Here is a 22,714-nt window from a genome sequence, read left to right on the forward strand (position 1 = left end):
CTCTTATTTTTAGGTAGCCAAACCAAAGTGAACACAGACATAAAGGCAATAAAAATAAAAATTTGATCAATGGGTTTCTCCTATTAACAGCTAAAAGTAGCGGTGAGTACTTTTGGCATAATATTTAACAGATTTTGCCGCAAGTATAGAATTTTCACTACAAATCCTACCAGCGGACGGTAAGTTTCAGAATAAATTACCAAGTTATTGAATGACTTATTAAAAATCCGTGTGATTCATTAGGCATTTAAGCACATTTTGCATATAATCCGCGCGAAAATTTTGTCTACCTCCTTTACGAGGTACTTTTACTTATTATGGAGTCCAGAAAATGGCTTTAGAGCGCACTTTCTCAATTATCAAACCAGATGCTGTTGCAAAAAATGTTATCGGCGCAATATACAATCGTTTCGAGTCTGCAGGTTTACGCATTGTTGCAGCGAAAATGTTACATTTAAGCAAAGAGCAAGCAGAAGGCTTTTATGCTGAGCACAGTGCTCGTCCATTTTTCGGTGCATTAGTCAGTTTCATGACGTCGGGTCCTGTCATGATACAGGTGCTAGAAGGTGAAAACGCCGTACGTAAAAATCGTGAGATCATGGGCGCAACGAATCCTGCTGAAGCTTTTGCTGGTACACTACGTGCTGACTATGCAGCATCAATTGATGAAAACGCTTGTCACGGTTCAGATGCAGCAGAGTCTGCAGCTCGTGAGATTAATTACTTTTTTACTGACGAAGAGTTGTGCCCACGCACTCGTTAATTCTTTTTAAGTACTAAGTTAAAAGGGAGCATTGGCTCCCTTTTTTGTATTATGTATCGGTATAAATCAATATCGACTTCGACTCGCTCGAAATGTATGGGCCAACTGTTATACAATTGGAACCATACAAAATCACTTTATAGAGGTTGCTTGTGTCTGCTGAATTACAGTCTGTTAAATCCAATAAGATAAATTTGCTCGATTTTGATCGCGCTGGTTTACGTGCTTATTTTAGCGAAATAGGTGAAAAGCCGTTTCGAGCTGATCAAGTCATGAAGTGGATTTACCAGCAAGGTATTGCTGATTTCGAGCAGATGACTAACCTGAATAAAGTGTTACGTGCAAAACTTATTGAAAATTGCGAAGTACGTGCACCTGAAATTGCCTATCAGCAAAATGCGACCGATGGCACGATTAAATTTGCATTGCGTTTGGATGGTGGGCAAGAAGTTGAAACGGTTTGGATCCCTGAAACCGATCGAGCCACGCTTTGCGTCTCGTCTCAAGTAGGCTGTGCATTAGAATGCACTTTTTGTTCTACCGCTCAGCAGGGCTTTAACCGTAATTTAAAAGTATCCGAAATTATTGGTCAAGTATGGCGAGTTGCCACAACGATTGGTTTGACAAATGATTCTGCTCGCAGACCTATTACTAACGTCGTCATGATGGGCATGGGTGAGCCGCTATTAAATTTAAAAAATGTTGTTCCAGCAATGAACTTGATGATGGATGACTTAGCATTTGGTTTGTCTAAACGTCGAGTCACCTTAAGTACTTCCGGGGTGGTGCCGGCTCTGGATTTATTAGGTGATCAAATTGATGTAGCTTTAGCTATATCTTTACATGCTCCAACCAACGAGCTTCGTGATGAAATTGTCCCCGTTAATAAAAAGTATCCTATAGAGGTATTTTTAGCCGGAGTTCGTCGCTATTTGAGTAAGTCCAATGCCAATCAAGGCAAGGTTACTGTTGAATACGTCATGTTAAATGGCATAAACGACAGTACTGATCAGGCGCATCAATTAGCTAAAGTGTTGGCCGATACCCCAAGTAAAATTAATCTAATTCCGTTTAATCCGTATCCTGGATCGCCTTATACTTGTTCTAGCAATTCACGTATCGATCGCTTTGCAAAAGTGCTCATCGGATACGGCTTTGTGGTAGTTGTGCGTAAAACTCGAGGTGATGATATTGACGCGGCGTGTGGTCAGTTAGTCGGCGATGTTGTTGATAGAACAAAAAGAATGTTGAAAAAACAACTTAAGGGCGAGAATATTTCAGTAAAGATGGCACAATAGCTTTTTGATAAAACGAATGAGCACCATGAAATATACCATTACTCTTTTTTGTTTTTTAGTCATTACCCTCAGTGCATGTACCAGCCAGACAAGTCATCCCAGTTTTGGGGATAACTTTGATCAACAAAAAGCAGCCAAAACGCGGGTTTCCCTTGGTTTAACGTATCTAAAAAACGGTAATTTCAGTCAGGCCAAGTTTAATTTAGATAAAGCATTAGAGTTTGCCCCTCGCTCTGCGGATGCCCATTATGGTGTAGCGTATTATTATCAGACTGTTGGTGAGTTTGCTTCGGCAGAAAAGGCTTATCAAGCGGCAATGGATTTTGCACCTAATAATGCCGATATTGCGAATAGTTATGGTGCGTTTTTGTGCCAGCAAGGCAATTATCCCAAGGCAAAAGAGTATTTTTTAAAAGCGATTAATAATAATAGTTATATTTCGAGTGCAGAGACTTACGAAAACTTGGCGTTATGTAGTCAGAGTCAAGGGTTTCAAGCAGAGGCCACCGAGTATCTCCGCAGTGCCGTTAATCATCAACCTGGTCGAGCTAAAAGTCTATTTTTGCTCACTCAATCTCTGGTAAAAGAAAACAATTGGCTAGAAGCCCGCGATGCATTGCGAAGGTACGAAAAAGTCGCACAGGTGAGTGCCGATACCTTGTTGATGTCGAGTCAAATTGAGCGGAAGCTAGGGAACATGGCCGTCGCGGCAAGTTATGGCGATATGCTGTTAAAAATTTATCCTGATTCTGCAGCAAGTTTGGAATACAGAGAGTCTTTATTAGCAGAAAATAAAACCCAAGCTATTGCGCGTAAATCTTATAAGGTTGAAGAGATACAAAAACCAGTGGAGCCAGACCAAGCTACATTACCCGATACCATGCCAAAGGCCCTAGGGGAGAGCATGCAGCAACAAGAGGATAAAGAGCCTCTTTCAGGGCCAGTCAAAGCTTCACCTGTTCCTGTTTTTCATGAAGTTATGGCGGGTGAAAATTTGTATCGTATTTCATTGCAATACAACATTAAAATGCAACGTCTGATAGAATGGAACGACTTGAAAAACGCATCTGATATCTATGCAGGTAAAAAGTTGCGACTTGTGGCGCCTGCCCCCGATACTGCCAGCATTGAAGAGTAAAACAATAATATGAGTGAAGAAATCCAAGAGCAGCCACAGATTAGTCCAGGCTTGTTACTAAAAACAGCGCGAGAAGCGCTTAATCTGAGTACGCAAAACATTGCGGACAGACTCTGTCTCAAAAATAGTATGGTAATCGATATTGAAAATGATATTTATGATCAGAATATCTCCCTAACCTTCATCAAGGGGTATTTAAAGTCCTATGCTAAGTTTGTGGGAGTGCAAGAACAGACGGTAATAAGCGCATTTGATGAGCTTAAAACGCAGAAAAAAGAACCCGCTAAATTACAGAGCTTTTCAAAACGCTTAGCGCATCAAGCCCATGATGACAAATTGATGTTAGTTACTTACTTAATTGTCGCATTAGTCATTGCCTTAGTGGTAATTTGGTGGTTGCAACAAAGTGAATCGACTAGCGCAAGTACCCCTGTGAAAGCGCAAGTCAATACATCGACAGGTGACAATACCAGCACGAAAATGCCATTTACCAACGACTCCGTCGAGAGTGCTTTGGCTTCTGAACCCGAACCTGAACCCAGTCCACAAGTTGAAACAAATCTGCAAACCCTGAATGAACTTGATACCCAAGCACCATCGATAAGTGAAGAGAAGGGCGAAGAGCCAGAGACTCAGGCCGACTTTGAATTGTCTCCAAGCCGTCAACAAAGCTTAACTGAAGAGGTATTACCCCTTGCAGTGGTAGAAATTGTGTTTACCTTTAAGAGTCAGTGCTGGATGAAGCTGACGGATTCTACTGGTGAAGATGTTGCTTACGGCACGAAAGCAAAAGACAGAGTGATGACTGTATCTGGAGTACCGCCTTTTTCAGTCATTCTGTGCGCGCCTGAAGCCGCTGATATTCTTTTTGCTGGACAGTCTGTGGATTTATCCGGCATGCGAGCCGGTAGCACCGCCAAATTCACCCTACCTATTACAGAATGATTGAGGTTTAATAAATCTAATTATGTTTGCTGAATCACCGATTAAACGTCGTAAGTCGACCCGTATTTATGTTGGTAACGTGCCCATTGGCGACGGTGCACCGATTGCTGTTCAATCAATGACTAATACCTTAACGACAGATGTTGCAGCCACTGTTGCACAAATCAAGCGTATCCAAGCTGTTGGGGGCGAGATTGTCAGAGTATCAGTGCCAACCATGGATGCCGCCGAAGCATTCAAACTGATAAAAAAACAAGTCGATATTCCGTTAATTGCGGACATACACTTTGACTATCGGATTGCCTTAAAAGTGGCTGAGTACGGGGTTGATTGCTTGCGCATTAATCCCGGCAATATTGGTAGTATGGATCGAGTTAAGTCGGTAGTCGACTGTGCCCGTGATAAAGGCATTCCCATTCGAATTGGGGTTAATGGCGGTTCTTTAGAAAAAGATCTTCAAGAAAAATATGGTGAGCCCACACCGGCAGCCCTGGTTGAATCAGCCATGCGCCACGTTGACATTTTAGATAAGCTTAATTTTAACCAATTTAAAGTGAGTGTAAAAGCGTCTGATGTATTTTTAGCCGTAGGGGCGTATCGTGAGTTAGCTAAGCGTATCGACCAGCCTTTACATTTAGGTATTACTGAAGCCGGCGGTTTGCGTGCGGGCGCGGTTAAAAGTTCAGTGGGCCTTGGTATGTTATTAGCTGAAGGCATAGGCGATACAATCCGGATCTCATTAGCCGCAGATCCCGTTGAAGAAATCAAAGTGGGTTTCGATATTCTTAAGTCGTTAAGAATTCGTTCAAGAGGGATTAATTTTATTGCTTGTCCAAGTTGTTCTCGCCAAGAGTTCGATGTAATCAGTACCGTAAACGCGTTAGAGCAACGTCTGGAAGATCTCCTCACGCCGATGGATGTGTCAATAATTGGCTGTGTTGTTAATGGCCCAGGTGAAGCTGAAGTATCTGATATCGGTTTGACGGGGGCGCGTAATATGAGTGGATACTATGTCGATGGTCAGCGTCAAAAAGAGCGTCTTGCTAACGATGATCTTGTTGAACAGTTAGAAAAACGAATCAGAGCGAAAGCCGCGCAAATCGACGAAAAGAATCAAATAAACGTCAAAGTACTCAGTTAATTCCAAAACCTCGCTTAATAAGGCAATTAGCGTACCTTTTTTACGCCGCATTATTTTACGTTTGAATCCAAAGCCCCTATAATGCGGGGCTTTTTTGTTATAAGGGGTTTTATAAAGTTGTTATTTATCAGTTGGTTAATTAGTTTTTGTGGATGATTTTTAATTAATCCTTAAATTTGGGAACGTTTCGAGAACGATAAGCCTAAAAATTTAAAACCGTTTAATTTCTTGTGAATGTTGTCCAATGCCATTAGCTTTAATAGACTGTAACCACCAGTTAATAATCATTAACTCATAAACAAGGAAAGTACATGGGAACGTTTAACACTAAAGTTGCTGGCGTTAAGCAGAAAAACCAAGATGGAACTGAGCGACAAAAATACATAATAAAATATTGTAAAGAGGGGATGCCCTTAACGCTCATACCTGAGCCAGACAATGCTTATGATCCAAATGCTATTAGTGTCTGGATAACAGCTAAAAGCTTTTTCTCAAGCAAGAGTTATCAAATAGGTTATATATCTGCTGAAATTGCCGATCGCTTATCCGGTGAAATGCAAAGAGGCAAAAAAGTACAAGCGTTTATCAAAGATATTACTGGCGGTAATTCTGACAAAGCATATGGTGTAAACATTACCATTCACGCCTAACACAATAGCATGAAATAAAATTGGTAACGTTACGGGAATAGTAAAGGCTAAGGTTTGTTCTTGATAAAATAATTGTGATTTATAGAGGACATTAATTGCTAATAATACGCGCGGCTTCATTAAAAAGTCTGTCACACGTTTTGAAGATATCTTCATAAGTGATTTGATTATTTTCACAAAGGTCAAAAACATTTTGTGCTTTTATCTCATAACCTTTGCCATGATCAGGATATTTACCAGCCCAATAAATAAAGTGGGACAAACATTCCAGTACTGCACTTTCTTTTTTATTTACTGGAATATGCTGCTCAACTAGCCAAGTTAATTTGTGATTGTGATAACTTCTTTCCTTTTCGGTGTATCTTTCAATACCAAGTTTATTTATTGCTAATGCTTTAAATAACACTTCCACACTATAACCAACAAGCAGCAACGCACCGCTAAAATATTGTCTGTGTAAAATTGATATTAAACTAGAGGGCATACTAGAAAAATCAGGATCTGATTTAGTAAGTGTTACTGCAGCAACAGACAATGCCTTTGCTTGGCAAAGCCAAAGAATAGGGTCTTTTAATTCATTAGATGTTGGATTTAGCTCAGCTACATAATCAAGACAATTAGCAGCTTGTATGTTCGACCATTCATGCCAAGCCGTTAAACAATATCTAAAAGGGTCTTTCGAAAACTTCTTTTTTTCTAATAATAACAAAGTTAATTCCTTTTTAATTTAATCCATCTCGTTTCCTGCATTATGGATAATATTAAAAATTAATTAAAGCCCGTATTTTTTAGTGGAACTTATTTTTGTTCACTTTCTACTAATTTGGCTTTTATTCTGCTTTCAGGTGTCAATCATAGATCTGACGCAATACTTTTTAATTGCTCGAGTATTGGTTGTCGACGGTTGTTGCTTTATCGCCTTATAAAATCACACTTTCGTTAATTTTAAACAACAACCTTGATCGAAAATGGGTCATAAATAGTGAAGCCTTGCGCTGCTGCGTACCCTCCTGGCTCGATATGGCTGGGAAGTACCTTTTTTGTTTTAACTGTGGATAAAATAAGCCGTGACTGCGCATCAACGTTCTGTAAGGGTGGCAGCTAACATACTAATGCCGGAGTAAACCAATAGTATTAAAAGCGTTAAATACTGTTGGTCCATTAGCCGTTAGCCGCCATTGTTTACAAAAGGTTATTATTCATGTATCGCCGTAAATACTGCTGTGGTCATTTTTCTAGACTCAAAGTCCTCTTCTCTTTTACGAACTGATAAGTAATATTCTTGATCTGGAATGGTGTTTATTTTGATATCCGCTATCTCTTCAATGCTGAACTCTTCAGGTAATTCGATCGTTTTACTTTGAATCGTTATTGTTCCAACGTTGACAAGCTCCTCTACCAAAATACTTAACTGCTTTGATTTGGCTTTAATTTTAATTCCGCCATCTTTACGATGGAAAGGTCTTGGCTCTAACGTCTCCATGTTTCTTACTATTCCTGTACCGAAAGTAGAAATAACTTTTCTTGCCTTAGCTCTGGGGGAAAATACGTACATAGTATTTATGCTCTCTTTTTAATTGTCAGTAAGCGATTAAACATGAACCGCGGTAAATATGACTTTAATGTCTTTGTAAGCTACTGATTCACAATCTCTCTTTTTTACCGTAGCGTGGTAAAATTGATTAGGTATTGTGTCAATATGGATCTCGGGTATGTCGTTTACATCAACATTTTCAGCCAACTCAATGGTTTGACCTTCAATCGTTATACTTCCAACGTTTTCTACATCTTCAACTAACAGCCTTAACTTATTAGTCATAGCTTTGATTCTTACATCGGTCTGTTTATGGTGAATCGGACTAGGTGCTATTGTTTCCATGTTCTTACCTGAGTAAATTCCAAAAATAGACTCCTTCTTACCTTCTGCAATTAATTTGCTTGCCTTGGGCATGGGTGAAAATACGTTCATAGGGTTTGTTCCTCGTTGTTGGTTAAATAAGATTTTATAATTTGTCCGACTGGGACAAAGATATGTTGTTTAGAACATGGCTGAGCGGCCTTTGTAGCGCTTTCAAAGAATTTACAGCTCTTACCCTTCCCGAGTTCACTTATGACGATAACGGCTTGCTGGTTAAGTTTTCCAGCGTGTTTTAATCGTTCAAACAAATGCGTTAACGTTTGAATGTAAAGTTTGCGATTCTGCCCGGTGTGATATGCAAGCAAGCGGCAAAAAGCGACCACTAAAATTGAATATTTAGCCTTGGTTTGTTTCACCAATTTAAACCCTAAGTCACTTCTAGGTATCAAGCCTCTTACCATCCAGTTATTAAACTGAGCGCTTGAAATCCCCGACATTTTCAAGACTTGGCTTTTTGAATATTTGGGCTCTGTTAGCGTCATAATTTCTAGTGATTGTAAATTTATATTCACTTTATAGCGCTATTAAATAACTACGTCAAACACTTAAATCATTGATTTTAAACGACTTGTTTCTACTTAGTGCTACTAGTTGCTATATGTTCTACCAGACATAAAAAAGCCGGAAACTAATCCGGCCATTTAAATAATTATTGAGGTTTAAACCAATTCACTGAATGTTTGATGTGATTCATTGACCAAATCAAATGCGATTGAAGTGACATTATCAACATCGTGAGCGAACAAAGTTTGATCATCTGCTTCATGGTAACTTGATAGCATTAAAAGCAAGCTCTTTGCCTTAATAAGTTGCAGTTTTGCATTTTCAATTCTGGCTGAGTTTGAATTATCTTTTTCCATAATTACATTCCTGAGGTGAGTGGTTCTGGCTCAATGCTTTGAACAGGTACTATGCCTTTAAACCCTGCTCTAAGTTTTTCTTTTGCTTCTTGTACCATTTGGCGAGACGCGTATATTACTTGTACGACTTCTTCATGCGATTGAAATTCCGTTTTACCTTCTCCGGTTTCAGCAAGTATGTTCAACATTGCTGATACTTGGCTAAGGTTAATTGATGCTTGCTCGAAAGCTTCACTGTCTAATTTATAAATGCTTTCGCTCATTGGCTTTTCTCCATTCTTTCTTCTTCTAAAAATTCTTCCAATGTATCAACGAAGATCGCTTCTTCTTTCGATAGCTCATTACAAGCTCTCAGCACATCGTGAAGCAAACCTTCAGCCGCCCACAATGCATTGTCATATTCTTTCAATAGGTCGTCTGTAGAGCCTATCTTGATGCTCTCTTTAACCATCGCAATAATACCAAGCGCTTTGGGTATGTTGTTGTCAGCGGTATCAATAACGCTTAATGTTTTCTTTGTATAAAGTCTTTTACGTGATGCCATGTTGTAAATCTCCGGTTTTAAATTTAAAGGTTTGGCAAGATCGTCATCTTGGTTTAACATGGTGCGCACCGAACAACAACAATATAGTACGGGTGCGCACCCAAATGCAAGAAGATAATAAAAATAATTCTCCAAGGTCTGATAAGCGAACTACTTCGACTAAAAAAAATATGCGTTTTGAAAATGATTTAGTTGAACAAATCGACGCAGACAGGAAAGAACAACCTTTCGCTGAGTGGGTAAAAGATGCTTGTAAGAAGAAGCTAGGAAAATAAAACATTATGCCGCTCTTTGGCGGTAGCTTGGCCAGTCAAAGACAATCGTACCTGCTCGACCCTCTTTCACCCGGTCAATTACTCTTTCACCGATTAAATGCGTGATCTCGTTTTCTGGTAAGTTTGAAATAAGAATGGTCGGGTGCTGATATTCATATCGAGCATTAATTATTTCAAATATGATATTGCGCTCGTTCTCGGTTCCTGCCTGAACACCAACTTCATCGATGATTAATAATTTAGGCTTAGTCAGTTTCCAATAAAGCTCTGATTCGTCAATATCTCTGTCATTCCAAGAGGCGCGGATCGCTTTAATAACCTTTGCCAAGTTTACATACATAGCTGGTATTTTGTTTGTAACTAACGTTTTGCCGATTGATATTGCTAGGTGCGTTTTACCAGTGCCTAAGCCACCAACTAACAATAAACCACCTCCAGCCTTGGATAGTTCGTTAAAGTTGTCTGCGTAGTTCCTACAAGCTTTTAGCGCTGCCTTTTGCCCGGCATTAATTGCCTTGTAAGTCGTGAAGTCCTCATTTTCATATCTCTGCGGAACTTGTAAAGCTCTTAATAATATTTGCGCTTGCCTTTTCTCCTCCTCGATTCTTTCTAATCGCTCCTCCTCTGTTCGCTTGGCTTGGTCTATTTCTCTTTTACACTCAATGCAAGAGTGGGCGCTTGCAGGTCCATAAGTTCCATCGTCTGAGTGAGTCCATCTAACGAGGCTTTTTACTTCACCATGTTTTTCACAATTAAAAATTTCTTCTTCAAAATACATAATCAGTTACCCCATAAAAGTGCTTTTGCCATAATCTTTCTGGGCAAAGTTTTCAGGTTTTAAATTTGGTTTTTTAGTGTTTGGTGTAAACTTGCCTGTCATCCAGTTTTGCCATGCTCGCTCTGGTTCTGCGAATCTTGAATCTTTGGCTATGTGGTGATTAATGAATCTTTGTGTTTCATCAGTGATTGAAAATTGAAATCCTTTTTTACTAAACCAATCCTTCATTGATTGAGTTATTTCAAAGTCATCAGAAATAGGTTTTTTAGACTTACTTTTTGGTGATTTTTTACCAACAGGTTTAATGACAGGTTCATTGACAGGTTGAATGACAGGTTTAATACCGTCTCGCGGTACTTGATGATACCGTCTAACGGTATGACAGTTACCGTCTGGCGGTATATCAGATACCGTCTTACGGTAATTGATAGAATCATCTAATTTGTTTAAATTGATAATGTAATCGTTCGAACCGTAAAGAGATCCGCCTAACTTCCTTGTCCGGGCTTTCTCAATAAAACCATTAGCGATCAACCCATCAATACAGTTTTGAACAACGCTTCTACTAACCTGTGCTCGCTTGGCTATTTCATCAAGTGAAGGAAAACATTGCTGCCCGTCCTCACTGGCACGATCAAGCAACAAGCAATAAACAAGTTTCATTATTGAAGTAGTTACACCTTTGTGCGGCGGTATCTCCGTATTGAAACCACGCACAACTAATCTGACAGCCATATAGCCCCCTTAAAAAGCCCCGAAGGGCTAAGCTATTAAGCTATCAATTAGGTAAGGATTGCCGCCTAAGTATGGTGGTAAGCCTCTTTTTTGGCGTAGGTGGTTTAAGCTGTCTACGGCTCTCAGAATGGCTTCGTCATCGGCCAACCAGTAAAGAGAGAATGCAGTTTTCCCACCATCAGAATTTAAATGCATGATTGTTTTTCTAGCAAACATGATCCCCTCATTCTGAAAGTTGCTTACAACCGTATGAAGGCAAGTAGTTTGAAAGGTTTTGTAAGCCGTAATTTGATAAAAACCTGATTCACCAGCTAATAAAAAAGCCTCGAGGGTTTTTTCCTTTTGCGTCTTACGTTTGTTGCTGCTAACCTTTTTCGTGTCTAGTGAAATAGGGTCGTTGCTTGATTGAGTGACGGCCTTATCCATTACGCAGCCTCCGCTTCATTCTTGTTGTTCGTCTCCATCCATTCGACTATATCCTCAAGCGTATATTTGACTGTATAGCCTAGTTTGATATGGCGCGGGGCAGGGAGACCAAAAAGATAACCTGTTGATCTAGATTTTCTTAGCGTGTCCTCAGTACATCCAAAAATATAGGCCGCTTCCTTTGAGCCGCTACGAGGTTTTATTCCATAGGTGTCTTGATAATATCTTAGCGTTGCTGGTGCGATTTTTGTGATATGACTCAATAATTTGGTTGCAGTTGATACTTTGGTTGTTGCTTGCTTGATGTTTGTATTTGCTCTCATTTGCGAATCTCCGTGGTTAGTTGAGGTTCCCAAGATAGAGCATTAAAAAACACTAAAAAATAATGAAAGCGCGCTTTAACTAGTAAGAGCGCGCTTTTATTACTTAAATTTAACTAGAAAATCAAGGTTGCTATTTTTGCCCGGTCCCCTTCTGGGCTTGTTAGAATCAGGCTTATATTTTCTCAACCAAGTTTTAATAGTATCAGCCGGCGGCATTTCATAGTCCCCCCTAGCGATTGCATCGTTAGAGTATTTAGCCTCAAGGTATTTGGCAATATCTGTTAATGAGGGGTTAAATCCATCATCGTCTTTTAGGTTAAATAATGAACAAGCTATTTTCTCTGTTTCAGAAATACAAATAGGGAATTTTTGCGCGTTTTTAATGTTTCTTTCTTTTAACTTCAGAAGTTCATTTCTTAAATTCTCGTAATCTTGCATAGAAGTTTCATCATTGGCAGACATCAAAAGGCCGAATGTCAAATGTGCTGCTGCGGATCCTCCTCCCGCGTACGCTAACTCCTTTAGCTCTAATTCATCACCCGTTGTTCTGTTAATAATCAAGGTTCCAGCATTTAAAAACATTGAGGAAATCGAATAAATAAAAGACAGGGTTAATATCCTGCATGTAACTGATTCTGATAAATTACGAGTTTTTATCAACTCCTCATCTACTGGATTGTCGGAGGATGAAGGATCTACTCCATAAAAATGCAGCTCTCTAAGACAGAACATTCTAATAGACATGTAATCATCGCTTGGTTCCCAAGTTTTTAAATTTAATACAAGTTCTTTAACTCTTTGCTTGTAGTCTTTACTCATTTGGCAACCTCATTTTTTTATGTGCATTATTAGCAAAGTCACCGGCTATCAGTGATAAGGCTTCGGCCGCGGCTTTAGGCAACATATGATGATAATGCTTTTCTATCATCCTAGTTGTCTTATGGCCCGCAAGTTTGGCAACTGTTGAAAGTGGAACATTGGCCTGTAATAGCTTGCTTATGAAATTGTGACGCAATGAGTAAAAATCTAATTCACCATCAAAACCACCAAGTTCTAATACTCTTTTCCAGTGCTGTAGGTGAAGTGTGTTTGTTATTTCTCTGCCAGTTTTAGGGGAGGGGAACACTAGCCCTGTTTGCGGCTTACCTATACTGCTATGCCATTCTTTGAGCAATTCAGTAATATCATTATCCAAAGGTAAAACCACTTCTACAGGGTCGTTGTGGTGCCTTGTTTTATTTGGATGCTTTCTAATTACTTTGAAATTAAGGTTTAACTCTTGCCAAGTCATCGAGTAAATATCACCGGGTCGCAAACCTGAATATTCAGCAATGCGGAAAAACGGAAAAAACCAGCCCGGTGCTTCACTATCTAAAGCATAACGCTCCAATCCAAGCTTAATACATTGCTTTTCTTCATCGGTTAGCATTCTGCGTTTGGCTATTTCTTCGCTGCTCAAATCTCTGTCTGTTTCTTGTGCGCTTCGTTTTGGTATTTTGAAGCCCTTAGTCTTAACCTCGCTAATAACGCCATTGTCTTTAGCATGGTAGAGCATAGCCCTAAGTGCTGTAAAAGAACGCTCAACTGTTGTCGTTGCTCTGTTCTCAGAATAGCGCTTACACCACGTTTTAAGCTCGTTAACGGTTATCTCGTCCATTGGCAAGACTTCAAGCTCTTTAAAGGCTGAATGTAGCGTTGCGAGTGTCTTTTTACCGCCTCGCTTGGTCATTTGGTAAGGTGTGTAAAGTTCTTCTAGGTAGGTTTTAAATAGACGCGAATTTCTAGAGGCTTCTTTTTCTGCGTAGTCTTTCTTTTGTTGCTGAATATTAGCTGCGGGATCAATACCGGCTTTTAATTCGTTGCGGTATTTAATAGCTAATTCAAAAGCATCTGTGCGGTCCTTAGTACCATCAACAAACTTTCCAAGAGGTAATTTTCTACGCTTTCCAGCAAAATCGGTATAGCGTAAACGCCATGTACCGCCCTTATTAGTTTTTATAAGATGGAAGCCAATAATCTTCTCGCAAGTCAACTCTGACGTTGCTTTGGCTACCCGTAAATGGTTTAATGCGTCCGTTTTTGAAATCGTCGTTTCACTTGTCTTTGCCATAACTAGATCCGTTTTGTAATAGGGAACGTTTCGAGAACATTATGGGGTAACAAGAGAACACAAACAAGCACAAGAAAGCACACAAGTAAAAGCTGCTTTATTGATAAAATCCCTTAAAAAACAAAGATCTTTAGTGTTTTTCTGTGGTTTATTGTGCTTAGATTAATTAGCTATTTGCCCCTATAATGCGGGGCTTTTTTAAATCAGTTCAAAGAGATTACTGTCAGTGTCAAAACAAATTCAGGCTATTCGAGGAATGAATGATTGTCTGCCGAGTCAAACCGGTTTGTGGCAATTTGTTGAATCCGTCATTCGTCAGGTGGTAGCGAGCTATGGCTATCAAGAAATTCGTACGCCTATTGTTGAAAGTACCTATTTGTTTAAGCGCTCAATCGGTGAAGTGACCGACATTGTTGAAAAAGAAATGTACACCTTTGAAGACCGCAATGATGAAAGTGTTACTTTGCGCCCTGAAGGGACAGCTAGTGTTGTGCGAGCAGGTAATGAGCATGGTCTTTTATACAACCAACAACAACGCTTGTGGTATATGGGGCCGATGTTTCGCTATGAAAAACCTCAGAAAGGGCGTTATCGCCAATTTCATCAATTTGGTTTAGAGGCGTTTGGCTTGGCTGGACCTGATATTGATGCTGAAATTATCTTATTAAGTCATCGTCTATGGCAACGCTTTGGTATCAATGAACACGTTACCTTAGAAATCAATTCATTGGGCTCAAACCAAGCTCGCGCTGATTATAAAGAAAAACTGGTGGCATTTTTACGTACTCATGAATCACTACTTGATGAAGATAGTTTACGACGTTTAGACAGTAATCCATTGCGCATACTTGATAGCAAAAATCCACAGGTACAAGAAATTGTTAAAGATGCGCCCAAATTGATAGATTGTTTAGACGAAGAATCTGCGCAACATTTTGCTGCATTGTGTGAACGATTAGACAGTTTTGGTATCGAATACCGAGTTAATCCAAGCCTAGTACGTGGATTAGACTATTACAATCGTACTGTGTTTGAATGGGTGACCCAAAGTTTAGGCGCCCAAGGTACGGTATGTGCTGGCGGCCGCTATGATGGATTAGTCGAACAGTTGGGTGGTAAATCAACGCAGGGAGTTGGATTTGCGATTGGTTTAGAGCGTTTAGTCTTAATGTTACAAACGTTGGAACTCGATAAAACCATCGCTTCGCCAGTTGATATTTATGTCACTGCGCTTGAAGCCTCGGTCGAGACTTATGCGTGGCAGATTTCTGAACAGTTAAGAGATGTACTACCCGATATTAGGATAATGAATCACTGTGGTGGCGGAAATATCAAAAAACAGATGAAAAGAGCCGATGCCAGTGGCGCTAAACTCGCTCTCGTGATCGGTGGTGGTGAAATGCAAGAACAGACGGTGACAATTAAATATTTGCGTGAGCAACAAGAACAGGTATCTGTGGCTCGCGCCGACATTATTGAATTTATACAACAGACTTTTTAAGTCCGTTGTGCAAAATGACGTATTAAAATAACAAGGCTTTTAATGAGCCCGCGTAGTAAGAGGAATTTTTGATGGAACGTTACGAAACAGAAGAACAACAAGTCGAAGCAATCAAACGTTTTTGGAAAGAGAATGGTATGGCCTTGGCAATAGGCGCCATTATCGGCTTGGGTGGCTTATACGGTTGGCGTTATTACAACGAGCAACAAATTAGCGCACAAGAAAGCGCTTCATTAGCTTACGAGGAAGCTGCTACTCAATTATCTTCTGACGAAAAAGGCTTCAGCAAAGCACAAAATTACGTCTCAGAACATGCTGACACAGGGTACGCCTATTTAATGTCTTTAGAACTGGCGCAAAAAGCCATTGAACGTAAAGATTTGGATGAAGCGAATAAACAATTAAGTTTTGTTGCAAACAATGCAGACGTTGCGGCTATTAAGGCCATTGCTAGTATTCGTTTAGCTCGCGTACAAATTGAACAAGGTCAATTGGCTGAAGCATTAAAAAGTGCTGAGCTAGTCTCTGATGATGCGTTTTCTGGCCAAGTCAATGAAGTAAAAGGTGACGTGTATTTAGCCCAGCAATTATTTGATAAAGCGCGCGCAGCCTACAGTGCCGCTCTTGAAAAAAACAGTAATGATGGTGCATTAAAAATGAAATTAGACAATTTGGCGCAGGCTACCGCCCCAGCGGCAAACGGATAAGGTGAATACATTGAAAATGCGTATTTATTCATTGGCTGTTGTGTGTACCGTTCTGTTGTCTGGTTGCTCGACTATTTCAGATTGGTTTTCAGATGAAGAAGAAATAGCAGTTCGTCGTTTACAGCCTATTGAACCCTTATTTACTCCCACTATATTATGGGAGGATGACCTCGGCAGTGGTGTGGGTCATTATTACTCAAGACTGGAGCCTGCCTTGGCCTACGGCAATGTTTATGCTGCCAATAGACAAGGTTTAGTGGCTGCCTATGATCAAAAGACAGGCAAAGAAGTATGGTCACGGAACTTCGCAATTTATCCTGATACTGGCTTAACTTCTGGCCTAAAAAAACTATGGTCAAATGGTTTACCCGCTAAGATTTCGGGTGGCGTTAGTATCGCCTATGAAACGGTATTTATCGGAACCGAAAACGGTGAAGTAATTGCTCTCGATGCTAAAACAGGTGAGCTAAAGTGGCAAGTGAGTGTCAAAGGTGAAGTGATTGCTGCCCCTGCTATTGATGAGGGCGTTGTGGTGCTTAATACCGGGTCCGGTATGGTGTTTGCCCTAGATGCCAGCTCAGGTGAAACGGTGTGGACCTACGAATCAGAAGTGCCACCTTTGTCACTAAGAGGTGTGTCTTCTCCTGCTGCTATTGGTGGTGGTGCAATTATCGGTACTGCTACAGGTAAATTGGTTGTCAATATTCTAAGCAGCGGACAAACTGCATGGGAACAGGTTATTACCTCTGCCAGTGGTGTTACTGAATTAGAACGCATTGTCGATATCGACAGCCAACCTTTAGTTGCTGCAGGTACGATATATGTGATTACTTATGATGGTTCTTTAGCGGCCGTTGAAATGCGCAGTGGCCGCGTTATTTGGAAACGTGACTATAAGTCATATCGCCGTCTTACCATGGCGGGCTCGACCCTATTTTTAGTTGACTCCAATAGTAATGTTTATGCACTTGATGCGAGAAACGGGGTTGAGCTGTGGAGTCAAGGTAAGCTAAAGCAGCGTTTGCTCACTTCCGCGGTTCCGGTTGGTGAGTATCTAGTTGCAGGTGATAAATATGGGTTTTTACATTGGTTCAATCAATCCGACGGCAAGATAGTATCTCGTATTGCGGTGGGTGATGATGATGAAGATGAGAGTATATATAGTGCGCCAGTAGTTGAAGGCAATGTCATCTATACTCAAACCAGAGACGGCAAATTAGTGGCAGTACAAACACCCTAAGTTTGTTGTAACAGTCGATTTTCGACTTATAATTTTAAAGTTTTTAATTGGCTTGGATCCCTATCCGAGCCTTTTTTGTCTATAGGATAGTCATTTATGTTACCCGTTGTTGCCCTAGTAGGTCGTCCAAATGTTGGAAAATCGACGCTGTTTAATCGATTAACACGTACGCGTGATGCCTTAGTTGCAGATTTTCCTGGTTTAACTCGCGACCGAAAATATGGTCAAGCAAAATACGAAAGTTTGCAGTTTATTGTGGTCGATACAGGCGGTATTAGCGGCAACGAACAAGGTATTGATATGGCCATGGCTGAACAGTCATTGTTAGCCATTGTTGAAGCAGACGTAGTGTTGTTTTTGGTCGATGCACGTGTTGGTATGACGGGCGCGGATCAAGCCATCGCCAATCATTTACGCAAGCAAGATAAACCCGTTTATGTTGTGGCGAATAAAGTAGACGGCATTGATGGTGACAGCGAAAGTGCAGATTTCTATGCGCTAGGTTTAGGTAACGTCAGTCAAATAGCAGCCGCTCATGGTCGAGGTATGTCTCAACTACTCGATTTGTCGTTAAAGCCCTTACAAGACCGCTTTCCTGACATGATCATCCCTGAGGTTGAGGAAAACCAAGAAGAGATTGATGCCGAAGAGCAATTAGCTAAATTACAAGCCCTACCTATTAAATTAGCCTTGGTAGGAAAACCCAATGTGGGTAAATCCACCCTGACCAATCGTATTTTAGGTGAAGACAGGGTCGTGGTGTACGACGAGCCAGGCACCACCCGAGACAGTATATTTATTCCGATGGAAAGAGACGGACGCGAGTATGTGTTGATTGATACGGCTGGAGTCAGACGTCGTAAAAATATCTCTGAAGCCGTTGAAAAGTTTTCAATCGTTAAAACCTTACAGGCTATCGAGCAAGCAAACGTTGTATTGTTGGTGGTGGATGCACAAGAAGGTTTAACTGACCAAGATCTGAGCTTGCTGGGTTTTGTGTTAAATGCGGGTCGTTCATTGGTTGTTGCTGTCAACAAATGGGATGGATTGTCTAAAGATATTAAAGAAGAAATTAAACGCGAACTTGACCGGCGATTAGGTTTTATTGACTTTGCACGTATTCATTTTATTTCAGCGCTACACGGTACAGGTGTTGGTCATTTATTTGAATCGGTGCAAGAAGCTTATGAGTCTGCCACAAAACGGATTAATACTGCGATGTTGACCCGTATTATGGATATGGCACAAGAGGATCATCAACCACCTATGGTGCGCGGCCGTCGTGTGAAAATGAAATATGCTCATGCTGGTGGTTACAATCCCCCCTTAATTGTCGTGCATGGTAATCAAGTAAAAGACTTGCCAGACGCTTATAAACGTTACTTGATCAACTATTTCCGTAAGTCATTAAAGATCATGGGAACACCTATCAAAGTTGAATTCCGCGAAGGTGCGAACCCCTTTGAAAATAAACAAGACTTTATGACAGACTCACAGCGGCGCAAACGAAATTTATTAATGCGTATGCATAAGAAAAGTAAATCCTCTCAGTAGCGCAGTTGATTAGGTTAGTCTTTTATACCGAAAGCCCAGCATAGATGTTGGGCTTTTTGCTATGGTAATTTCGCTTAAGTTGCTTTACCTTCAGTTGAACATCGTTCTATCTCAGTTATGGTTGGCGAATTAGTTAAAAAGGGAGTAGGCCTCCTCTGTTATAAAGAATCAAGTTGCTATGCTAATCGCATCTGCATCGATTTAAACGTATCGTTTGATCCTGTTAGGAACACTCAAGAGACACATTGGAGGTTTATGTGGTGTTACTAGTTACGTTCAAGGCAGTGACCGTAAAGCTTACATGGACGGTTTAAATAGCCTGAAGTAAAGATAGAACTTTACCAAACGCGGCACTATCAATGTTTTACCGCGCTATGTCTTTGGTAAAAGCATTGCAAAATATTGTGATTCTTTCAACGCTGCTCATCTGGCTTTAGATTATGTAGCCTATGCTCTATCTAGAAAATTAGAGACGTATCAGAACGGTAGGGGCGTGGTGTATAGATAAAATCCAGCCATCCGTCTAAAGCTTTGGTTTACTCGATGCTGTGCTCGCTGGTTTTATCACCTGTCCGTTTTTGTTTGACTGGCTAGTGTTGAAGCTATTACCCCGTTTTTGCTCTAATGTCCGCAGTCATTCTCATCGTAACCTATTCGGGGTAAGGCAAATAGGTGAGCCCTTAGCATATTATTGCTCTTATGCATTCACAGGGTAAGTAACGCTGACGATAAATTAAAAATAATGGTATATTTTTACTATTCGATGAATTTTATTCATGTTAATTAAATACAATGGATGACATTAATCAATGTTAGAGCGTAATCATTTAACCATAGTGCAGACTATTGCTGAAGTTGGCACTATGACTGCCGCAGCAAATCAATTATGTTTGACGCAATCCGCCTTGAGTCACGCTATCAAAAAGTTAGAGTCACAACTTGGCGTTGCCATTTGGGTAAAAGAGGGACGTCGTTTGCGATTAACTCAAGTAGGTCAAACTATCTTAAATTTAGCTGATCGGGTTCTACCGCAAATAGCACACAGTGAGCAATTGATTGCTAAAATGGCGGAAGGAAGCCAAGGCAGTTTGCGCATCGGAATGGAATGCCATCCATGTTATCAATGGTTATTGAATATTGTAGGTCCCTTTTTAACTCGTTATCCAAAGGTTGATTTAGATGTACGCCAACGTTTTCAATTCGGGGGAGTTGGCGCTTTACTGGGGTTTGATATTGATGTGCTTGTTACTCCAGACCCTTTATATATAAGCGGATTAGAGTATTTACCCGTTTTTGGCTATGAACACGTATTAGTGGTTGCAGGTTCACATCGTTTGGCAGAAAAAGTCTATATTGAACCCCATGACCTTAGCTCTGAAAATGTGATCACTTATCCCGTTGAACCATCACGTTTAGATATTTTTAGTCAATTTTGCAGTCCAGCTGGTGTTGCAGTTAAAAAACATACTCAAATAGAGACCACTGAAATTCTCTTACAAATGGTGGCCTGTGAACGCGGAGTGGCGGCGTTGCCACGTTGGTTGGTCGAAGATAACCAGCAAAAATTAAACATTGTGCCAATCAGATTGGGCGAAGAAGGGATATTTAAAACGATTAATTTGGGTTTTAGAATGAACGAAGCGCGTCCTACCTATCTCAATCATTTTATCGATTTAGCACGTGAAACGATGCCTAACACCACACGTTGACATACATCCAACCTGCGTTTTTAAGGCTTATTTATTGAAGAGCTACACGCATAAAGAGGGATAAAATTTTATGATGAAGTGGTTTTTTATATTGAGTTGTTATTTTTGCTCCTTGTCGGCCCATGCACTTTCATACACGGTGACGATTTCACAAGATGAATTGCAATCGAGGGTCGAAGCGTTAATGCCCATTGAAAAAACAAAAATGTTTGTCACAGTGCTGTTGTCAAACCCTAGAGTTGAATTGTCAGAGCACACAGATCAAATAGAACTTTTTTGCCATATTACTATTTCAGCACCTGGTGGATTAGGCGGTCAAGGATCAGTTAATTTAATTGGCTCGTTACGCTATGAGAGCGAGCAAGGCGCATTTTTCTTGATTGAGCCACAAATACGTTCGATTGAATCAAAAGATGTGGCAGAAAAACATTTAGCTAAAGTCCAACAAATAGCGCAAATAGCCTTAGAGCAATGTTTATCCGCCAAGCCTATTTATCGCTTTAAAGATAATAAGATGAGAGATAAATTGGCTAAAGCTGTGTTGCAGTCAGTAACTGTTGAAAATAAACAGTTGTTAATAGAACTAGGCATGTTTTAAGGCTTTAATTAGGGAGTACTCGCCCCAATATTGCTAATAAAACCAAGAGACAAAAGCCCTCTATATGATTAACTTTTCATTACTGGATCTCGCGCCAGTCAATCAACATGGTTCGATCGCACAGGCACTAGAGAACAGCAAAAAAATGGCCATCGCCGCAGAAAACCATGGTTATCACCGAGTGTGGTTGGCAGAACACCATGGTATGCATGGAATAGCGAGCTCTGCTACCTCATTAGTGATTAGTCATATTGCAGCGGCCACTACACGTATTAGGGTGGGTTCCGGTGGTATTATGTTGCCAAACCACGCACCGCTAGTCATTGCCGAGCAGTTTGGCACCCTTGAGGCGCTTTACCCACAACGTGTAGACTTGGGATTAGGGCGAGCGCCAGGCAGTGATATGGCGACTGCGAGAGCATTACGGCGTGACCTCAATTCATCAGTGGATGATTATCCGCAGAGCATTCGAGAGTTGCAGGCTTTTTTAGGGCCTCAGCAGAGACCTCCGGCTATTAATGCCATACCTGGTCAGGACAGTAATATACCAATTTGGTTGCTCGGTTCTAGCCTATACAGTGCAAAATTAGCCGCAGCTATGGGCTTGTCTTATTCATTTGCGTCACATTTTGCTCCAGAGCAACTGCATGAGGCTTTGAGTCTTTACCGCCATTATTTTAAAGCATCAAAGCAAAATCAAGGTCCATATGCTTCTGCGGGATTAATGGCGGTGGTTGCTGATAGCGACGAACAAGCACACTATTTATTTACCTCGGTTCAGCAACAATTTGTAAACTTACGCCGAGGAGCAAACCACCAATATCCCCCACCAGTGGATTCCATAGTAGGACTGTGTTCTGAGCCGGAACGACATATGATAAATCACACGTTGCAGTATGCCTTAGTGGGTAGTCCAGCGACGGTAAAAGCAAAGTTGTTGCGATTTTTAGCTACAACAGATGTAGATGAAATTATTGTATCAATGCCTATCTATGATATCGAGGCTAGACTAAAAAGCGTCGAGCTGTTTGCCAACTGTGTAGCGTAAAGACTCAGCTTGATTATTTCGTTTTAGCGGGGTGGGGGGCAATAGCGGATGGATAGGGATTCATCGGTGGCTAAAGAAGGCGTTTTTTCCTTAGCACACCTCTTTGAATAGAGATTCGTCGATAATAGTGTTGTCTATAATACTTTGCGCCATTTCAACACAACGACCGCACTGACTACCAACACCCAGGTGCAGTTTTAACTGGCGCATATTACCAATGCCATTTTCACGAACGGCTTGTTTAATTGCTTTGTCGGTAATGCCATGACACAAACAAACGTACATAGTTGTTCCTCTAATCTTTATGTAAATAATAATAATTGTCATTTACATAAAGATCAAGTGTTATATTGCTGAATTAATAAGCAAAATAACGTCGGTGTAAAACTAAAAGTAGTTTAGTTAAATTAGTTGTTAGTAAATAATTGATTTTTATATAAACGTACCAACATC

General features: G+C 40.5%; 27 protein-coding genes. 14 read left to right on the top strand and 13 right to left on the bottom strand.

Annotated features, from left to right (window positions below; genetic code table 11):
- The first annotated feature begins 331 nt into the window (after positions 1 to 331).
- The 6 genes from ndk (at position 332) to ACEN2L_RS17745 (ending at position 5,935) form a co-directional block, all read left to right on the top strand.
- Positions 332 to 763, top strand: a complete 432-nt coding sequence (gene ndk, locus ACEN2L_RS17720) for a nucleoside-diphosphate kinase (RefSeq protein WP_306019969.1) — start codon at positions 332 to 334, stop codon at positions 761 to 763.
- Positions 764 to 915: 152 nt separating this feature from the next.
- Positions 916 to 2,061: a bifunctional tRNA (adenosine(37)-C2)-methyltransferase TrmG/ribosomal RNA large subunit methyltransferase RlmN gene (locus ACEN2L_RS17725; protein WP_306019970.1), complete on the top strand. Its 1,146-nt coding sequence runs from the start codon at positions 916 to 918 to the stop codon at positions 2,059 to 2,061.
- 25 nt (positions 2,062 to 2,086) lie between these two features.
- Positions 2,087 to 3,199 carry a type IV pilus biogenesis/stability protein PilW gene (pilW, locus tag ACEN2L_RS17730; RefSeq protein WP_441745419.1) on the top strand — a complete coding sequence of 371 codons (1,113 nt, stop codon included), beginning with the start codon at positions 2,087 to 2,089 and terminating at the stop codon, positions 3,197 to 3,199.
- Between the two features lie 9 nt (positions 3,200 to 3,208).
- Positions 3,209 to 4,144, top strand: coding sequence for a RodZ domain-containing protein (locus tag ACEN2L_RS17735; RefSeq protein WP_441745420.1), 936 nt, complete (start codon positions 3,209 to 3,211; stop codon positions 4,142 to 4,144).
- 22 nt (positions 4,145 to 4,166) lie between these two features.
- Entirely contained in the window at positions 4,167 to 5,285 is a 1,119-nt protein-coding gene (gene ispG / locus ACEN2L_RS17740) for a flavodoxin-dependent (E)-4-hydroxy-3-methylbut-2-enyl-diphosphate synthase (protein ID WP_441745421.1), read from the top strand.
- A gap of 311 nt (positions 5,286 to 5,596) precedes the next feature.
- Positions 5,597 to 5,935, top strand: coding sequence for an HIRAN domain-containing protein (locus ACEN2L_RS17745; protein ID WP_441745422.1), 339 nt, complete (start codon positions 5,597 to 5,599; stop codon positions 5,933 to 5,935).
- 91 nt (positions 5,936 to 6,026) lie between these two features.
- Here ACEN2L_RS17745 and ACEN2L_RS17750 read toward each other — a convergent pair whose 3' ends face one another.
- The 6 genes from ACEN2L_RS17750 to ACEN2L_RS17775 all read right to left on the bottom strand — a co-directional run bounded on the left by ACEN2L_RS17750 (position 6,027) and on the right by ACEN2L_RS17775 (position 9,317).
- Positions 6,027 to 6,644: a hypothetical protein gene (locus ACEN2L_RS17750; RefSeq protein WP_441745423.1), complete on the bottom strand. Its 618-nt coding sequence runs from the start codon at positions 6,642 to 6,644 to the stop codon at positions 6,027 to 6,029.
- Between the two features lie 486 nt (positions 6,645 to 7,130).
- The gene (locus tag ACEN2L_RS17755; RefSeq protein WP_441745424.1) at positions 7,131 to 7,490 is read right to left on the bottom strand and encodes a hypothetical protein; all 360 of its coding nucleotides are present in this window, start codon (positions 7,488 to 7,490) and stop codon (positions 7,131 to 7,133) included.
- Positions 7,491 to 7,526: 36 nt separating this feature from the next.
- A complete protein-coding gene (locus ACEN2L_RS17760; RefSeq protein ID WP_441745425.1) occupies positions 7,527 to 7,814 on the bottom strand; it encodes a hypothetical protein in 288 nt (95 codons plus the stop codon).
- A gap of 698 nt (positions 7,815 to 8,512) precedes the next feature.
- Positions 8,513 to 8,713 carry a hypothetical protein gene (locus ACEN2L_RS17765; protein WP_441745426.1) on the bottom strand — a complete coding sequence of 67 codons (201 nt, stop codon included), beginning with the start codon at positions 8,711 to 8,713 and terminating at the stop codon, positions 8,513 to 8,515.
- A 2-nt stretch (positions 8,714 to 8,715) separates the two neighbouring features.
- Positions 8,716 to 8,976 carry a hypothetical protein gene (locus ACEN2L_RS17770; protein WP_441745427.1) on the bottom strand — a complete coding sequence of 87 codons (261 nt, stop codon included), beginning with the start codon at positions 8,974 to 8,976 and terminating at the stop codon, positions 8,716 to 8,718.
- The gene (locus tag ACEN2L_RS17775) at positions 8,973 to 9,317 is read right to left on the bottom strand and encodes a hypothetical protein (protein WP_441745428.1); all 345 of its coding nucleotides are present in this window, start codon (positions 9,315 to 9,317) and stop codon (positions 8,973 to 8,975) included. The genes ACEN2L_RS17770 and ACEN2L_RS17775 overlap by 4 nt, the downstream gene beginning before the upstream one ends.
- 44 nt (positions 9,318 to 9,361) lie before the next feature.
- Between ACEN2L_RS17775 and ACEN2L_RS17780 the strand changes: the two genes are divergently transcribed.
- Positions 9,362 to 9,532, top strand: a complete 171-nt coding sequence (locus ACEN2L_RS17780) for a hypothetical protein (protein WP_441745429.1) — start codon at positions 9,362 to 9,364, stop codon at positions 9,530 to 9,532.
- 4 nt (positions 9,533 to 9,536) lie between these two features.
- Here the strand turns inward: ACEN2L_RS17780 and ACEN2L_RS17785 are convergent, their stop codons facing one another.
- From ACEN2L_RS17785 to ACEN2L_RS17810, 6 genes are all read right to left on the bottom strand, one after another.
- The gene (locus ACEN2L_RS17785; protein WP_441745430.1) at positions 9,537 to 10,310 is read right to left on the bottom strand and encodes an ATP-binding protein; all 774 of its coding nucleotides are present in this window, start codon (positions 10,308 to 10,310) and stop codon (positions 9,537 to 9,539) included.
- A 6-nt stretch (positions 10,311 to 10,316) separates the two neighbouring features.
- The gene (locus tag ACEN2L_RS17790; RefSeq protein WP_441745431.1) at positions 10,317 to 11,045 is read right to left on the bottom strand and encodes a helix-turn-helix domain-containing protein; all 729 of its coding nucleotides are present in this window, start codon (positions 11,043 to 11,045) and stop codon (positions 10,317 to 10,319) included.
- A 27-nt stretch (positions 11,046 to 11,072) separates the two neighbouring features.
- Positions 11,073 to 11,471, bottom strand: coding sequence for a hypothetical protein (locus ACEN2L_RS17795; RefSeq protein ID WP_441745432.1), 399 nt, complete (start codon positions 11,469 to 11,471; stop codon positions 11,073 to 11,075).
- A complete protein-coding gene (locus ACEN2L_RS17800; protein WP_441745433.1) occupies positions 11,471 to 11,794 on the bottom strand; it encodes a hypothetical protein in 324 nt (107 codons plus the stop codon). The genes ACEN2L_RS17795 and ACEN2L_RS17800 overlap by 1 nt, the downstream gene beginning before the upstream one ends.
- 99 nt (positions 11,795 to 11,893) lie before the next feature.
- Positions 11,894 to 12,613, bottom strand: coding sequence for a hypothetical protein (locus ACEN2L_RS17805; RefSeq protein WP_441745434.1), 720 nt, complete (start codon positions 12,611 to 12,613; stop codon positions 11,894 to 11,896).
- Complete coding sequence (locus ACEN2L_RS17810; RefSeq protein ID WP_441745435.1) at positions 12,606 to 13,904, bottom strand: tyrosine-type recombinase/integrase; 1,299 nt, start codon at positions 13,902 to 13,904, stop codon at positions 12,606 to 12,608. Before ACEN2L_RS17810 ends, ACEN2L_RS17805 begins: the two co-directional genes overlap by 8 nt.
- A gap of 226 nt (positions 13,905 to 14,130) precedes the next feature.
- Between ACEN2L_RS17810 and hisS the strand changes: the two genes are divergently transcribed.
- The 7 genes from hisS to ACEN2L_RS17845 all read left to right on the top strand — a co-directional run bounded on the left by hisS (position 14,131) and on the right by ACEN2L_RS17845 (position 22,261).
- Positions 14,131 to 15,405 carry a histidine--tRNA ligase gene (gene hisS, locus ACEN2L_RS17815; RefSeq protein WP_306019974.1) on the top strand — a complete coding sequence of 425 codons (1,275 nt, stop codon included), beginning with the start codon at positions 14,131 to 14,133 and terminating at the stop codon, positions 15,403 to 15,405.
- A 71-nt stretch (positions 15,406 to 15,476) separates the two neighbouring features.
- Positions 15,477 to 16,112 (top strand): YfgM family protein, encoded by a 636-nt coding sequence (locus tag ACEN2L_RS17820; RefSeq protein WP_441745436.1) that lies wholly within the window; start codon positions 15,477 to 15,479, stop codon positions 16,110 to 16,112.
- 16 nt (positions 16,113 to 16,128) lie between these two features.
- On the top strand, positions 16,129 to 17,352 hold the full coding sequence (gene bamB / locus ACEN2L_RS17825) for an outer membrane protein assembly factor BamB (protein ID WP_306019998.1): 1,224 nt from the start codon (positions 16,129 to 16,131) through the stop codon (positions 17,350 to 17,352).
- A 96-nt stretch (positions 17,353 to 17,448) separates the two neighbouring features.
- Positions 17,449 to 18,906 carry a ribosome biogenesis GTPase Der gene (der, locus tag ACEN2L_RS17830; RefSeq protein ID WP_306019976.1) on the top strand — a complete coding sequence of 486 codons (1,458 nt, stop codon included), beginning with the start codon at positions 17,449 to 17,451 and terminating at the stop codon, positions 18,904 to 18,906.
- Positions 18,907 to 19,715: 809 nt separating this feature from the next.
- Positions 19,716 to 20,615 carry a LysR family transcriptional regulator gene (locus ACEN2L_RS17835; protein WP_306019977.1) on the top strand — a complete coding sequence of 300 codons (900 nt, stop codon included), beginning with the start codon at positions 19,716 to 19,718 and terminating at the stop codon, positions 20,613 to 20,615.
- A gap of 70 nt (positions 20,616 to 20,685) precedes the next feature.
- On the top strand, positions 20,686 to 21,213 hold the full coding sequence (locus ACEN2L_RS17840; protein WP_441745437.1) for a DUF1439 domain-containing protein: 528 nt from the start codon (positions 20,686 to 20,688) through the stop codon (positions 21,211 to 21,213).
- A gap of 64 nt (positions 21,214 to 21,277) precedes the next feature.
- A complete protein-coding gene (locus ACEN2L_RS17845) occupies positions 21,278 to 22,261 on the top strand; it encodes an LLM class flavin-dependent oxidoreductase (protein WP_441745438.1) in 984 nt (327 codons plus the stop codon).
- 90 nt (positions 22,262 to 22,351) lie between these two features.
- Here the strand turns inward: ACEN2L_RS17845 and ACEN2L_RS17850 are convergent, their stop codons facing one another.
- Complete coding sequence (locus ACEN2L_RS17850; protein WP_306019983.1) at positions 22,352 to 22,546, bottom strand: bacterioferritin-associated ferredoxin; 195 nt, start codon at positions 22,544 to 22,546, stop codon at positions 22,352 to 22,354.
- Positions 22,547 to 22,714 lie beyond the last annotated feature (168 nt).

It is taken from the genome of Flavobacterium sp. W21_SRS_FM6, assembly GCF_052119645.1.
Classification (GTDB): Bacteria; Pseudomonadota; Gammaproteobacteria; order Enterobacterales; family Alteromonadaceae; genus Paraglaciecola.

Bases quoted from the DNA above. Each gene is read 5' to 3' on its own strand.
- ACEN2L_RS17780 (WP_441745429.1), top strand. From the start codon at position 9,362: ATGCAAGAAGATAATAAAAATAATTCTCCAAGGTCTGATAAGCGAACT.
- ACEN2L_RS17760 (WP_441745425.1), bottom strand. From the start codon at position 7,814: ATGGAAACAATAGCACCTAGTCCGATTCACCATAAACAGACCGATGTA.
- ACEN2L_RS17790 (WP_441745431.1), bottom strand. From the start codon at position 11,045: ATGGCTGTCAGATTAGTTGTGCGTGGTTTCAATACGGAGATACCGCCG.
- ACEN2L_RS17745 (WP_441745422.1), top strand. From the start codon at position 5,597: ATGGGAACGTTTAACACTAAAGTTGCTGGCGTTAAGCAGAAAAACCAA.
- ndk (WP_306019969.1), top strand. From the start codon at position 332: ATGGCTTTAGAGCGCACTTTCTCAATTATCAAACCAGATGCTGTTGCA.
- ACEN2L_RS17765 (WP_441745426.1), bottom strand. From the start codon at position 8,713: ATGGAAAAAGATAATTCAAACTCAGCCAGAATTGAAAATGCAAAACTG.
- ACEN2L_RS17735 (WP_441745420.1), top strand. From the start codon at position 3,209: ATGAGTGAAGAAATCCAAGAGCAGCCACAGATTAGTCCAGGCTTGTTA.
- ACEN2L_RS17835 (WP_306019977.1), top strand. From the start codon at position 19,716: ATGTTAGAGCGTAATCATTTAACCATAGTGCAGACTATTGCTGAAGTT.
- ACEN2L_RS17805 (WP_441745434.1), bottom strand. From the start codon at position 12,613: ATGAGTAAAGACTACAAGCAAAGAGTTAAAGAACTTGTATTAAATTTA.
- ACEN2L_RS17850 (WP_306019983.1), bottom strand. From the start codon at position 22,546: ATGTACGTTTGTTTGTGTCATGGCATTACCGACAAAGCAATTAAACAA.
- ACEN2L_RS17770 (WP_441745427.1), bottom strand. From the start codon at position 8,976: ATGAGCGAAAGCATTTATAAATTAGACAGTGAAGCTTTCGAGCAAGCA.
- ACEN2L_RS17845 (WP_441745438.1), top strand. From the start codon at position 21,278: ATGATTAACTTTTCATTACTGGATCTCGCGCCAGTCAATCAACATGGT.
- ACEN2L_RS17840 (WP_441745437.1), top strand. From the start codon at position 20,686: ATGATGAAGTGGTTTTTTATATTGAGTTGTTATTTTTGCTCCTTGTCG.
- bamB (WP_306019998.1), top strand. From the start codon at position 16,129: ATGCGTATTTATTCATTGGCTGTTGTGTGTACCGTTCTGTTGTCTGGT.
- ACEN2L_RS17810 (WP_441745435.1), bottom strand. From the start codon at position 13,904: ATGGCAAAGACAAGTGAAACGACGATTTCAAAAACGGACGCATTAAAC.
- pilW (WP_441745419.1), top strand. From the start codon at position 2,087: ATGAAATATACCATTACTCTTTTTTGTTTTTTAGTCATTACCCTCAGT.
- ACEN2L_RS17795 (WP_441745432.1), bottom strand. From the start codon at position 11,471: ATGGATAAGGCCGTCACTCAATCAAGCAACGACCCTATTTCACTAGAC.
- ACEN2L_RS17785 (WP_441745430.1), bottom strand. From the start codon at position 10,310: ATGTATTTTGAAGAAGAAATTTTTAATTGTGAAAAACATGGTGAAGTA.
- ACEN2L_RS17775 (WP_441745428.1), bottom strand. From the start codon at position 9,317: ATGTTAAACCAAGATGACGATCTTGCCAAACCTTTAAATTTAAAACCG.
- ACEN2L_RS17755 (WP_441745424.1), bottom strand. From the start codon at position 7,490: ATGTACGTATTTTCCCCCAGAGCTAAGGCAAGAAAAGTTATTTCTACT.
- ACEN2L_RS17820 (WP_441745436.1), top strand. From the start codon at position 15,477: ATGGAACGTTACGAAACAGAAGAACAACAAGTCGAAGCAATCAAACGT.
- ispG (WP_441745421.1), top strand. From the start codon at position 4,167: ATGTTTGCTGAATCACCGATTAAACGTCGTAAGTCGACCCGTATTTAT.
- ACEN2L_RS17800 (WP_441745433.1), bottom strand. From the start codon at position 11,794: ATGAGAGCAAATACAAACATCAAGCAAGCAACAACCAAAGTATCAACT.
- der (WP_306019976.1), top strand. From the start codon at position 17,449: ATGTTACCCGTTGTTGCCCTAGTAGGTCGTCCAAATGTTGGAAAATCG.